Origin of the sequence: Mediterraneibacter agrestimuris, assembly GCF_943193195.1 — a bacterium.
GTDB classification, from domain to species: domain Bacteria; phylum Bacillota; class Clostridia; order Lachnospirales; family Lachnospiraceae; genus Schaedlerella; species Schaedlerella agrestimuris.
Genome location: NZ_CALPDG010000005.1, coordinates 100,350 through 113,704, shown reverse-complemented (window position 1 = coordinate 113,704; position 13,355 = coordinate 100,350). Strand labels below are relative to the sequence as shown.

Here is a 13,355-nt window from a genome sequence, read left to right as displayed (position 1 = left end):
AATGAAAAAGAAATTAGTGTCATTACTTTTGATTAGTGCAATGACAATGACAATGCTTGCAGGATGCGGTGGTTCTGACCAAAAAGAAACAAAAGAGGGAAATGATGCATCCGGAGATAAAACAGTGATCACAATATGGACAAAAGACAGACATGACGCAAATTACATTCAGGAAAAGGTAGATGTTTATAATGAAACAAATACAGATAACGTACAGGTTGAATACCAGCTCTATACAGACAACTTTGACCAGGCAGTGGACTTGGCAGTTCAGAGCGGAGAACTGCCGGATATTCTGACATTAAACGATCAGGTTTATAACAAATATGTAAATCAGGGGCAGTGGTTAGACCTGTATGAATATATGGATAACGACATGAAGGAATATTTCAAAGATGAGGTATATGAAGGAATTAATGAAATTGACGGAAAATTATATTACATTCCCACATGCGGAACAACAGGACGCCTGATTTACAATAAAGAGATTTTTGAAAAGGTGGGAATCGATGCGCCTCCAACTACAATGAAAGAAATGGTAGAGGATGCGAAGCTGATTACTTCGGAACTTTCAGGTGAGGGTATTTATGGATATGCACAGCATATGAAGAGCGCTTCTTCTGCACTTGAAAGAACACTGGACATGCAGATGGAACGTGAGAATGGAATCAAAAAAGGATATGATTTCACAAAGGGTGAATATGATTTTAGCACTTACAGTGAAGTACTTGGATACTGGAAAGAACTTCTTTCAGAAGAGTGTGCTTTCCCGGGATGTGAAGCTTTGGATATTGATCCGCTGAGAACACAGTTTGCGAATGGTAAAATAGGTATGTATATGTCCTGGACACATTCGGAACCAGGTGTATACAAAGATCAGTTCCCGATGGATTCTGATAAGTGGGATGCTGCTCCGATTCCGACAGTGTCTGGTGAGGAAAAAGGAAAGCAGAATATCAAGTTTACATCAGCTTATCTGGTTAACGCAAAGAGTGAGAATGCAGAACTTGCATTTAAGGTATACAAAGATATCTTTACAACAGAAGACTTCCTGACAGGCTATTACGAAAACGGTTATGGCGTAAGTATTATTCCTACTATTCAGGAAAAAGCACAGCTGAATGAAGAAATTGCAAATAAAGAGTGGCTGCAGATGCAGGATATTGACGGTGTACTTCCGCTGACACCGCAGGAAAAAAATGAACAGGCTGTGATAGTAGAAGGCGAAGATTATTATAAGACATTTGAATCCATTTACTATGGAGATGCTGAGATGGAAAGTACTCTGGCAGATTTGACAGAGCGTTATAATAAGGCTTATCAGCAGGGAATAGAAGACGGAATCGGAACAGAAGTTAAAATTGCCGGATACGATCCGCTGAATCCATAAAAAGTATTTGAAAAAGGACAGACTTGAAATGATAGAGGGAAGAAGCAAGATTCTTCTTTCCTCTTAACAGTTTGACAGTGTTTCATGGGAGTGAGAGAAAGGACAATGCCTTATGAAAAAGGAAAAAACAAAGATGAGTGTGGGATATAGGAAAAAGATGATAAAACGTAATCTGGAGTCTTACTCCTTTTTGCTGCCTAATCTGCTGCTGTTCCTGTTATGCTCCATTTATCCTGTTATATGGACATTAAAGTATGTGTTCTACCAATACGGAGGGATAGGAACAGCTGCTCCGAAATGGGTAGGGCTGGACAACCTGATCCGTGTATTTCACGATGAAGTATACTGGCAGAGTGTTGCCAATACATTTGTATACGGATTCGGAAAAGTATTGATTATCATTCCGCTGGCGTTTTTCCTGGCGCTGCTTCTGAATAAGCAGACTAAGTTTAATGGAATTGCCCAGAGTATGGTATTTTTACCGACTATTATGAGCTCTGCAGTTATGGGACTGGTATTCTATTTGCTGTTCAATGCTTATAACGGAGAAATTAATCAATATCTGATGAGTATAGGAATAATTGATACACCTGTCAACTGGCTGGGAAAGGATCACGCAATGAAGACGTTGATCATTACAGCTATCTGGGGCGGTGTCGGTAACTATATGGTATATTTTATTGCCGGATTGCAGCAGGTGGCGCAGGATGCACTGGAAAGCGCCAGAATTGACGGGGCGAATAAGATTCAGACATTGTGGTATGTGACAATTCCCATGATGGGACCGATTCTTAAGATAATTTTGATGTTATCTATTACATCAGCATTTAATGATATTACAAATGTTATGGTATTGACAGAGGGAGGACCGAACAATTCTACAATGGTAATGGCTTTGTATGGATATAAATATTTCTTCCCGGTTTCAGCATCAAGCTCTGTAATTCCACAGTATGGATACGGTGCAGCTGTCAGTGTTGTTTCGGCAGCAATTGCGGGGATTGTGACGATTATTTATCTGAGACTGTCAAAGAAATTAGATGATATTTATTAATGAGGGAGGGTATGCAATGGAAACAGGTGTAAAGAATAAGAAGCTATCTGCAAAAGCAGGAAAAGTGTGTGCGATCCTCTTTCTGGCAATTATGATCGTATTTACACTTTACCCGATTATCTATACTGTATTCGGTTCTCTGAAAACAAATGCCGAATTGACAGCAGGAGGTGCATTTTTTCCAGAAGAATGGCAGTTCAAGAACTATTATCAGGCGTTTGTGCAGGCAGATTTTGTGAAATATACAGGAAACAGCGTTATTCTCGCAGTTTCAACAACTGTACTGGCAGTTGGAACATGTGCGCTTGCCGGATTTGTTTTAGCAAGAAGAAATTTTGCCGGTAAAAAATTGCTTCTTGCATTGTATACATCAATGATGTTTATCAGCCTTGGTTCTGTAACATTGTATCCGATTTATCAGTTTTTACAGGACGTGGGACTTAGTAAAAGTATGATTGGACTGATTATTGCACTGACAGGAGGGCAGGCAGTCAATGTGCTTCTTGTTATGGGCTTTGTAAGAGGTATTCCAAAAGAGCTGGATGAGGCGGCAATTATTGACGGATGTACGATTTATGGAGTGTTCGGACGAATTATTCTTCCTGTAATGAAGCCGATTCTGGCGGTTGTAGCATTGTTCGTATTCCGCAATACATGGAATGATTATATTACAACGTTGATCATGACGATCACAAATCCAGATCTGCAGACATTAACAGTTGCTGTAGTACAGTTGAAATATTCTGTTAATGCGGCGGCGGAATGGCATATTATGCTGGCGGGAGCATCCATCGCAATTATTCCGATTTTGATTGTATATCTGCTTTGTAACAAACAGTTTATTGCAGGGCTGACAGCGGGAGCAGTGAAGGGATGAAAAATAAGAAACCGGGAGTACATCATATGCTTATGAGAAAAATAAGGAATATCAGTTTCCGTAAAAGGATGACATTAATGTTTGCGGTTGTATGTACAGGGTTGTTGTGTATTACGGGAATTTTATATTTTCAGTTTGCGGAAGAAGAAATTGTGGATAACTTCAGAGCGAATGCGGAAAGCCTGGTGGGCCAGTTGGAAAATACGCTGGACACCAGGCTTGAAGCCGTTAATAGAAGAGCGTTTGCAGCGTTGACAAACAGTTCATTTATGCAGCCACTGAGCGATTATGTGAAAGCGCCGACTACAAGAAAAGAAGCAGCGTTAAGTGGAGAAGCAGCATCTTGGATGAAGGATATTAGTCTGGCGGAGCCGCTGGTGCATTCAGTGTTTCTGTATACAAATAAAGGCAGTTGGGATGATTACACAAGAGTAAGAAACTGGGATTTTGACTTTGAAGAATCTGCATTCAAATGTGTTTATAAAGATTCTTCGGTAAAGGCAATCCAGTGGATGCCGGCGATGCAGGACGAGATTTTCCAGGGGAATGCACAAGTAATTCCTTATGTCAGAAGATTTTCGATTGGTACAGGAGAAGGGGCGTATGCCTTTCTGATTATCCAACTGGATCAGAATGTTTTGCTGGAAGAGCTGGCAGGGAATTCTCCGGTGCTTGGTGAAATACTTATTACGGACAGTCAGGGAAATTATATTGCAGGAACATACAGTATAAGAGAATCTGATTTAAAGAAACTAGAATGGCAGAATACAGACAAGAAAAATGCAAGTTACGGTGGGGATATTCAATACAATGGAGAAGACTATCTGATGTACAAAGGTGTTGTAGATATCAATGACTGGCAGATTTATATATTGAAGTCAAAGGCAGATTTACTGAACAGTGTAGGGAGACTGCGCAGACTTGTGCTGCTGCTGTCTGTTGCAATGATCGGTTTGTGTCTGATCCTGGTGGCTTTTCTATCCCGTCAGATGACTTCTTCTTTGCAGCGCCTTGCCGTGCAGATGAATCGTATGAGAAACGGAGAATTAGAAGCACGGTATTATTACCCGTACAAGGATGAGGTGGGAAGTCTTGCAAGGTCCTTTAACTATATGGCGGACCAGGTTGAGAAGTCGATGAGGAAGCAGGAAGAATATATTGCTGTTCTGAAAGAGGAACGTGATTTTGTGGAACAAGTACAGACACAGAAACGTAAAGCAGAATTGCGCGCCCTGCAGGCACAGATTAATCCGCATTTTCTGTATAATACATTAAATACGATCACATGGCTTGCGTCAGACAAGGGAATAGATGAAATCCGTATCCTGTCAAACTCCCTCGGTAAGTTGTTTCGGATCAGCTTAAGCAAGGGCGCCGAAGTGATTTCCATTCAGGATGAGATTGAACATGTGAAGAGCTATCTGACAATTCAAGAAATTCGTTACTCAGAAGTAATGCAGTATGAGATAAATGTACCAGAGGAATTGTATCAGTATACCATATTGAAGCTGGTACTTCAGCCATTGGTGGAAAATGCAATTTATCATGGGATCAAAGAGCAGGAAACATTGAGCTATATTCATATTCGAGGGGAAAAGATGTCAGATCCGCAAGGCCGGGAATGGATTCAGTTTACTGTAGAAGATAACGGTGCGGGAATCTCTCCCGAAAAACTGGAGAGTATTAATTCAGGTCTGGAAGAGGGAACGACTGACAACAGGGATGGATATGGAATATTTAATGTGAATGAGCGAATTAAATTATACTATGGAGAAGAATACGGTTTATATTATGAGAGTTGTGAGAGCAAGTGGACACGTGCAATTTTGACAATACCATGTAATAGTTCTGCACCGATCCGAAAGTGGGAGGAGAATTGATGTATAAGATATTAATCGCAGAGGATGAATCAGAAATGAGAAATTTGCTGGTCAAATATATCAGTCGGACACAGCCAGATCTGGAAGTAGTGGGCAGCGCCGTAAATGGAAAAGAAGCGCTTTCGATGACAGAACAGTACAGACCAGATATCGTACTGACAGATATTTCTATGCCTGTAATGGATGGTCTGGAATTCTTGCAAGAGGCTGGGAGACGCAATATTCCTGTAAAAGCGGTTATTGTCAGTGGATATGATGAATTTTCTTATGCGAGAAAAGCAATCGCACTGGGGGTATCAGACTATTTGCTGAAACCTTTTGATCCTCAGGAGCTGGGGGGAGTGCTGGATAAAATTAAAGCAGAACTGGAGCGGCAGCAGGTATTGCTTGATAATATGCAGCTTCTTAAGGAAAAGGCCGATGTAAATGAGACATTAGTCAAGGAACGTCTATTGCGCGATATTCTGGATGGGAAATGTGAAACGATTCCGGAAAAAGAGGTTCTGGAAATAGATGCAAAGTACTATTGTGTATGTCTTTTGAAGCTTCCTTTGTATCTGATAAACGGAAGGTGGGACTTAGGATGTCAGGAAAACATAGGAGAACTGGCAGCAATATTAAGCGGAGGATGTATTCCCACAGATATCAGGGTACATGGATTGAACTTTGAAGAAAACGGCGCGATTTTGATCTTGTCAGGAGAGGCGCTGGATAGACGTCAGTTTTTTTATAAAGTAAAAGATGGTATGGCGCATTTGCAGAAAAGCATGGAAAAATATTATGATGTACGTCTGATCTGTGTTGTAGGCGGGATATATGACGAGTGGAAGAAATTACACTGCTCTTTTGAAGAAACATTACAGGTTTGGAGAGGGCTGGCAAGAACGGATAAAACATTGATTATTTGCGGAGAAGAAAAGGAAACCATTTCAGAAGAGAAGCTGATGGATTCTTCCAAACGGATTCAGAAATTAAAAGAGCAGATATTATTGTCAGTACGGATGGGACGCGAAGATGCCTCCAAAGAACAATTAGATGAGTTGATGCAGGTTTATGCATCCATTTCCCCGAAAAAGACAGACTTTGTGGGGATTTCGGCAGAAGAACTGGTTTATGCGATTTTTAATGAGATTGAGCAGAATGGAATTCAGATAGATAAACACAGAAGCAACGAAGAAATTCAAAAACAGATGAAGGAACAGTTAAAGCATGCCAGTCTGCTAGAAATAAAGAGCCTGTTACTGAATTATTTCGGCATGTGCCACAAGCCGTTTCAAGAACATAACAGCCGTCAGCAGTCAGACGTCATTGTGGAAAATGTAAAGAATCTGATTGAATGTAATTTAGATATGGAAGAATTGACACTGGAGTGGATTGCCGCCCAGGTGCATTTCAGTGTGACTTATGTCCGGCAGATCTTTAAACAGAAAACAGGCGAGCGTCTGATGGAATATGTCATTCGTAAAAGAATGGAAAGAGCAGGGGATTTGTTGTTAAAAACTAATATGAAAGTACAGGAGATCGCAGAGGCGTGCGGATATAGCAATCAGAGATATTTTGCAAGCAGCTTTAAAAAGTATTATGATTGTACGCCGACAGAATTTAAATTACAGTTTGGACAGAAATGAATAAAAGCATCGGATTAACCAAAAGGCTGATCTGTTACGAAACATATAAAAGAGGAAGCAGAGATGAAAAAAGAAGAAATAGTAGATATCGGTATAACAGAAAAAAAGGAGTGGGAAACCCCGTGGATATGCAATCCAAATTTCAAGGAAGTAAAGCCGCTTTGTCTGCTTCATAAACAGTTGGATGAAACATTTATTACTCCCGGACACAGAAAGGAATTGAAAAATAATCACACGTTGTTCCGAAAAAAAGTACAGATAACAGATGGCCTGGAGCAGGCAGTACTGGATATTTCTGCGGATGATTATTATAAATTATATATTAATGGCAGATATGTGGCGCAGGGACCGGCAAATTCGTATGCATTCTGCTATTATTACAATCGTGTAGATGTAACGGAATATCTCCGGGAAGGAGAAAATATTATCGCGGTCCATGTCTATTACCAGGGTCTGGTAAATCGGGCATATAATAGCGGAGATTACCGGCAGGGTATGATTGCAGAATTAATTGTAGATGGAAAGCAGATTTTGGACGGTAAATGGAAATGTGCGGAGGCACAAGAATATGGCGCAAGCAGGACAATCGCTTATGAGACTCAGTTTGATGAAATTATTGATAACAGGGTAAAAAAATGCGGCTGGAAGGAAGCTGGATACGATGATTCTGGCTGGAAACTGGCTCTAATCTGTAAAGATGACGATCATGTTTTGATAAAACAGCCATGTTCCGTTGTAGAAATGGAATACCGCCGGCCGGCGGCAGTGAAGCAGCTTTCTAATGGAGTTCTGTTGGATTTTGGAGAGGAGCTGACAGGTACATTTTATATGAAGGCAATCGGGCAGCCGGGGGATGAAGTGACGATACAGTTCGGGGAAGAACTTTTGACTGACGAGCAGGTACGGTATGACATGCGCTGTAACTGTCTGTATGAAGATAAGTGGATTTTGTCTGATGGTGAACAGGAGCTGGAACAATTTGAATACAAATGTTTCAGGTATGTGCAGGTTGTGACGGCAAAACCATTGGAAGAGACAGGAATCCGTTTGTGGGATTACAGGGCAGATTACAGGCATTATCCGTTTGACGACAGCAACTGTCAGTTTCATTCGGAAAATGAACTGATAAACCGAATTTGGAATATTTGTAAAAATGCAGTGCGAAATTGCTCTCAGGAAGGATTTTTGGACTGTCCTAGCAGAGAGAAAGGACAATATCTGGGAGATCTGACGGTAACGGCGCACGCGCTTTACTGTCTGACAGGTGATACAAAGTTGTTCCGTAAAGCATTGATGGACTTTGCACATTCTACAGTGATATGCGAGGGAATGATGGCTGTAGCTCCGGGAAGTTTTATGCAGGAAATAGCCGACTTTTCGCTGCTTTATCCGTATCAGCTTCTTTTGTATTATCGATTTACGAAGGACAAAGATTTTCTGAAAGAATTGCTGCCTGTTGCAGAAGGCATCGAACAATATTTTGACAGGTTTAGAAACGAAAAGGGACTGATTGAAAATGTAAAGACAAAGTGGAATCTGGTAGACTGGCCGGAAAATCTTCGTGATAATTACGATTTTGATCTGTCTCAGCCAATTGTAGGAGACGGATGCCACAATGTAATCAATGCCTTATATATCGGAATGAAAATATGTGTGGAAAAAATTCGGGAGATTCTGGGGATTTCAGGAATATCAGAATACGAAGTGTTAAAAACAGCATTTATTGATAGTTTTTATGATGTGGAGTGTGGATTGTTTAAGGATTCTACAGTCAGTATGCATTGTTCTTTCCATGCAAATGTATTTGCAGTATTTTATGGTTTGGAACCGGAAGGAAATAGAATTGCTGATTTTATTATGGAGAAAGGACTTTGCTGCGGTGTGTTTGCAGCGTATTTCGCTTTGTTTGCACTGCTTCGTCTGGGAAGACCAAAGAATGCATATGAGTTGATTGTTAATCAATCAGAACATTCGTGGTACCAGATGCTTAAGGAAGGTGCGACGACAGCTTTTGAAGCATGGGGGAAAGAGCAGAAATGGAATACCAGTCTCTGCCATGCATGGGCGTCAGCGCCGATTCCGGTGCTGATGAAATTAAGCGAGAAATTTCTTTGAAAAAGGGTGGAAGGCTATGTGCTTTCCACCTTTTTTGGCGGTCAGCCATTACAGTTTTCCCTTGACATTTATTATCACAAGGTGTTAATATAAAAAATGTTAAATAGTTCGATTACGAACAATTCATTTAAAAACAGTTTCTAAAAGAACAAAATAAATACATGCAAAGTAACTTGTGATGGGAGGTACAGAAGTGTCAGGAGAAAAATGCAATAGTGTAGGATTTGTAATACGGCGTTTGGATCATGTGTTGAGACAAAATCTGGAAATGTGTGTAAAAGAAGAAGGCATTGACGAAATTACATTGATGCATGGCTGGATTCTCCGGTATCTTTATGAAAATCAGGATCAGGATATTTTTCAAAAAGATATTGAAAAGAATTTTTCAATCGGCCGTTCCACTGTGACAGGGATTATTCAGATTCTGGAAAAGAAAGGATTTATCAACAGGGAGTTTGTTGCGCATGACGCAAGGCTTAAAAAAGTAACTTTGACACAAAAAGGAATGGACAGCCATCGAAAAATAGAAGAGCAGATCACGTGTCAGAATCGAAAAATGACAGAAGGAGTGAATCCACAGGATTTACAGATTTTTTTACAGGTGGCAGCTCAGATCCGAATGAATCTGGAAAGTGACAGGAGAACAGAAGGAAAGACAGTGAGGTGACACATTTTATATGGTAAGGAGATTATTAAAAGAAGTAAAAGAATATAAGAGGGCATCCATTGCAACCCCCGTATTTATGATTCTGGAGGTGTTAATGGAAACCGCAATTCCGTTTCTGATGGCATCGATTATTGATGACGGCGTCAATGCCGGTGATATGAACTATATTTATAAGGTAGGAGGACTGATGCTTGTGACTGCTGCATTGGGACTGGCAGCCGGTATGGCAGGAGGAAGATTTGGCGCCAAGGCGTCCGCCGGTTTTGCAAAGAACTTACGAGAGGCAATGTTTAGCCGGATTCAGACCTATTCCTTTGCTAACATTGATAAGTTCAGTACGGCGGGGCTTGTGACCCGTCTGACAACAGATGTAACTAATGTACAGATGGCATACCAGATGACGCTTCGTATGTTTATGAGGGCTCCGGCCAGTATGATCTGTGCAATGATCATGGCGTTCAGCATCAATGCGCAATTGTCTATGATTTATCTGATTGCAGTGTTGATACTCGGTACGGTTTTATTTTTTATTATCCGTCATGCCATGGGATATTTTGAACAGGCGTTTCCGAAGTATGATGCAATGAATGCCTCTGTTCAGGAAAATGTATCAGCGATTCGTGTAGTGAAGGCATATGTAAGAGAAGATCAGGAGACAGAGAAGTTTCATAGAGCCAGCGAAAACATTTACAGGATTTTTGTAAAGGCAGAAAATAACGTTATCTTTAATGCGCCGCTGATGATGATTACGGTATACACCTGTATTATCCTGATCAGCTGGTTCGGTGCGAAGATGATTGTAGTCGAATCACTGACAACGGGAGAGATGATGAGTCTGCTGGCTTATTGTATGAATATTTTGATGAGCCTGATGATGCTTTCTATGGTATTTGTTATGCTTTCTATGAGTACCGCCAGCATCCGCCGTATTTCTGAGGTGTTAAATGAAACGAGTGAGATTCAGAATCCGGAAAATCCAGTGATGGAAGTAGCAGACGGAAGTATTGTATTCAAAGACGTGGAGTTTTCCTATAAGAAAGACAGTGAAGAACCTGTTTTGAAGCAGATTAATCTGGATATCAAATCTGGAGAGACCATTGGTATCATCGGCGGAACAGGAAGCGCCAAGACAAGTCTGGTCAATCTGATCAGCCGCCTATATGATGTGACGAAGGGAGAAGTACTGGTCGGCGGCAGAAATGTCAAAGAATATGATATTGAAGTTTTGCGTGATAAGGTGTCTGCCGTGCTTCAGAAAAATGTCTTGTTTACAGGCAGTATTCTGGACAATTTGCGCTGGGGAAATTTAAATGCTACGGATGAAGAGTGTATGGAAGCCTGCCGCCTTGCATGTGCCGATGAATTTATTGAGCGGTTTCCGATGAAATATCAGACTCATATTGAACAGGGAGGAAACAATGTATCTGGAGGACAGAAGCAGCGTCTTTGTATTGCCAGGGCATTGCTGAAGAAGCCGAAGATATTGATTTTGGATGACAGTACAAGTGCAGTGGATACGGCAACGGATGCAAAGATAAGGCGGGCGCTTGGGGAGGAAATTCCGGATACTACAAAGCTGATTATTGCTCAGCGTATTTCCAGTGTACAGGACGCAGACCGCATCATTGTTATGGACGAGGGAGAGGTCAATGGTTTTGGAACACATAAAGAGCTGCTTGATGCAAATGAGATTTACCGCGAGGTATATGAGTCTCAGACAAAGGGCGGCGGAGACTTTGACGAGAAAGGGGGCGAAGCATAATGGCGGGAATGAAACAGCGTATGCGCAGTGGGAAGTCTGCCGTAAAAAATCCGGGGAAGCTTTTGACACGTCTGATGAAATATGTTTTTCGTGAGTACAAACTTCATTGTCTGCTTGTGTTTGTCCTTATATTCGTGGGAGTGATCGCAAATGTACAGGGAACAATGTTTACGAAGAACTTGATTGATGAATATATTACTCCGTTTTTATTATCTTCGGATGAACCCAACTTTACACCCCTTGCAAAGGCGATCGGACGGGTGGCTGTTTTCTATGTCGTTGGTGTTGTATCGGTTTATCTGTATAACTGGATTATGGTTAAGGTAACCCAAGGGGTGCTTCGGAATTTGAGAAATGAGTTGTTCGAGCATATGGAGACGCTGCCGATCAAGTATTTTGACACCCATGCGCATGGTGATATCATGTCGATTTATACCAATGATATAGATACTTTACGACAGATGATCAGTCAGAGTATTCCGCAGGTCATTAACAGTGGATTTACCATTGTCAGTGTCTTTGTCAGTATGGTGATTCTGAACATTCCGCTGACGCTTGTGACTCTTGTTATGGTTGGCGTTATGATCTACTGTACAAAGTCAGCAGCGGGACAGAGTGGGAAATATTTTTTGGAGCAGCAGAAGAATCTGGGGGCAGTCAACGGATTTATCGAGGAAATGATGGATGGACAGAAGGTCGTTAAGGTCTTCTGTCACGAGGAGGAGACAAAGAAAGAGTTTAAAGATTTAAATGATAAGCTGTTTATCAGCGCAGACCGTGCGAACACTTATGCCAACTATTTAGGACCGATCAATGCCCAGCTTGGAAATATCAGCTATGTGATCTGTGCAATTGTGGGCGGTGTGCTGGCATTGAACGGAGCCGGGGGATTTACTTTGGGCGGACTGGCAAGCTTTTTGACATTTAACAAGAGTTTCAGCATGCCGATCAACCAGATCAGCCAGCAGCTCAATGCGATTGTAATGGCAATGGCGGGAGCGGAGCGCATCTTCAATCTGATGGATGAGAAGCCGGAGGCAGATGACGGTTATGTTACTCTGGTAAATGTTGCCGAGGAAAACGGTGAACTGATAGAAAGCGCTGAGCGTACCGGGCGCTGGGCATGGAAGCATGTGCATCAGGCGGATGGTTCTGTGGATTATGTAGAGCTGAAAGGAAATGTTGTATTTGACGGAGTTGATTTCGGATATAACGATGACAAGATTGTACTGCATGATGTGAAGCTGTATGCGGAGCCGGGACAGAAGATTGCATTTGTGGGCTCGACAGGAGCGGGAAAGACAACAATTACTAACTTGATTAACCGTTTTTATGATATTCAGGATGGCAAGATCCGTTATGATGGCATCAACGTCAATAAGATTAAGAAAGATGACCTTCGCCGCTCCCTCGGAATTGTATTGCAGGATACTCACTTATTCACCGGAACCGTGCGGGAGAATATCCGCTTCGGTAAGCTGGACGCAACGGATGAAGAGATTGCGGCAGCAGCCAAACTGGCAAATGCAGATGGTTTTATCCGCAGACTGCCTCAGGGATATGATACGATGCTGACAGGGGACGGGGCGAACTTAAGTCAGGGACAGAGACAGCTTCTGGCGATCGCAAGAGCTGCCGTTGTTGATCCTCCGGTATTGATTCTGGATGAGGCTACCAGTTCCATTGATACAAGAACAGAGCGGATCATTCAGGAAAGTATGGACAGACTGATGCGTGGAAGAACTACATTTGTGATTGCGCACAGACTGTCTACAGTCCGCAACTCAGACTGTATTATGGTACTGGAACAGGGAAGGATTATTGAGAGAGGTACACACGAGCAGCTGATAGAGGAAAAAGGAAAATACTATCAGCTATATACGGGAAATTCGATTGGAGCGTGATGGTAGTAACTGAACTGTAACTGATGGTAATAGTTCAGTATTACATTTATTTACTTATTGAATTCTCTATGTTAAAAT

Annotated in this window: 9 protein-coding genes; all 9 read left to right on the top strand. The window is 41.6% G+C overall.

Annotated features, from left to right (window positions below; all coding sequences use genetic code 11):
• Nucleotide 1: 1 nt before the first annotated feature.
• Entirely contained in the window at nucleotides 2-1,390 is a 1,389-nt protein-coding gene (locus NFS18_RS04645) for an ABC transporter substrate-binding protein (RefSeq protein WP_251388424.1), read from the top strand.
• Nucleotides 1,391-1,502: 112 nt separating this feature from the next.
• Nucleotides 1,503-2,444, top strand: a complete 942-nt coding sequence (locus NFS18_RS04640; RefSeq protein ID WP_251388422.1) for a carbohydrate ABC transporter permease — start codon at nucleotides 1,503-1,505, stop codon at nucleotides 2,442-2,444.
• Nucleotides 2,445-2,460: 16 nt separating this feature from the next.
• Nucleotides 2,461-3,321 (top strand): carbohydrate ABC transporter permease, encoded by an 861-nt coding sequence (locus NFS18_RS04635; protein ID WP_251388420.1) that lies wholly within the window; start codon nucleotides 2,461-2,463, stop codon nucleotides 3,319-3,321.
• Entirely contained in the window at nucleotides 3,318-5,201 is a 1,884-nt protein-coding gene (locus NFS18_RS04630; protein WP_251388418.1) for a cache domain-containing sensor histidine kinase, read from the top strand. The genes NFS18_RS04635 and NFS18_RS04630 overlap by 4 nt, the downstream gene beginning before the upstream one ends.
• The gene (locus tag NFS18_RS04625) at nucleotides 5,201-6,829 is read left to right on the top strand and encodes a response regulator (RefSeq protein WP_251388416.1); all 1,629 of its coding nucleotides are present in this window, start codon (nucleotides 5,201-5,203) and stop codon (nucleotides 6,827-6,829) included. The genes NFS18_RS04630 and NFS18_RS04625 overlap by 1 nt, the downstream gene beginning before the upstream one ends.
• A 63-nt stretch (nucleotides 6,830-6,892) precedes the next feature.
• Nucleotides 6,893-8,944, top strand: a complete 2,052-nt coding sequence (locus tag NFS18_RS04620) for a family 78 glycoside hydrolase catalytic domain (protein WP_251388415.1) — start codon at nucleotides 6,893-6,895, stop codon at nucleotides 8,942-8,944.
• 193 nt (nucleotides 8,945-9,137) lie between these two features.
• The gene (locus tag NFS18_RS04615) at nucleotides 9,138-9,611 is read left to right on the top strand and encodes a MarR family winged helix-turn-helix transcriptional regulator (RefSeq protein ID WP_251388413.1); all 474 of its coding nucleotides are present in this window, start codon (nucleotides 9,138-9,140) and stop codon (nucleotides 9,609-9,611) included.
• A 10-nt stretch (nucleotides 9,612-9,621) separates the two neighbouring features.
• Nucleotides 9,622-11,373, top strand: a complete 1,752-nt coding sequence (locus NFS18_RS04610; RefSeq protein WP_251388410.1) for an ABC transporter ATP-binding protein — start codon at nucleotides 9,622-9,624, stop codon at nucleotides 11,371-11,373.
• Nucleotides 11,373-13,277: an ABC transporter ATP-binding protein gene (locus NFS18_RS04605; RefSeq protein ID WP_251388408.1), complete on the top strand. Its 1,905-nt coding sequence runs from the start codon at nucleotides 11,373-11,375 to the stop codon at nucleotides 13,275-13,277. The genes NFS18_RS04610 and NFS18_RS04605 overlap by 1 nt, the downstream gene beginning before the upstream one ends.
• Nucleotides 13,278-13,355 lie beyond the last annotated feature (78 nt).

Excerpts from the sequence above, each read along its gene's own strand:
- NFS18_RS04610 (WP_251388410.1), top strand. The coding sequence starts at position 9,622 with ATGGTAAGGAGATTATTAAAAGAAGTAAAAGAATATAAGAGGGCATCC.
- NFS18_RS04625 (WP_251388416.1), top strand. The coding sequence starts at position 5,201 with ATGTATAAGATATTAATCGCAGAGGATGAATCAGAAATGAGAAATTTG.
- NFS18_RS04645 (WP_251388424.1), top strand. The coding sequence starts at position 2 with ATGAAAAAGAAATTAGTGTCATTACTTTTGATTAGTGCAATGACAATG.
- NFS18_RS04635 (WP_251388420.1), top strand. The coding sequence starts at position 2,461 with ATGGAAACAGGTGTAAAGAATAAGAAGCTATCTGCAAAAGCAGGAAAA.
- NFS18_RS04605 (WP_251388408.1), top strand. The coding sequence starts at position 11,373 with ATGGCGGGAATGAAACAGCGTATGCGCAGTGGGAAGTCTGCCGTAAAA.
- NFS18_RS04620 (WP_251388415.1), top strand. The coding sequence starts at position 6,893 with ATGAAAAAAGAAGAAATAGTAGATATCGGTATAACAGAAAAAAAGGAG.
- NFS18_RS04630 (WP_251388418.1), top strand. The coding sequence starts at position 3,318 with ATGAAAAATAAGAAACCGGGAGTACATCATATGCTTATGAGAAAAATA.
- NFS18_RS04640 (WP_251388422.1), top strand. The coding sequence starts at position 1,503 with ATGAAAAAGGAAAAAACAAAGATGAGTGTGGGATATAGGAAAAAGATG.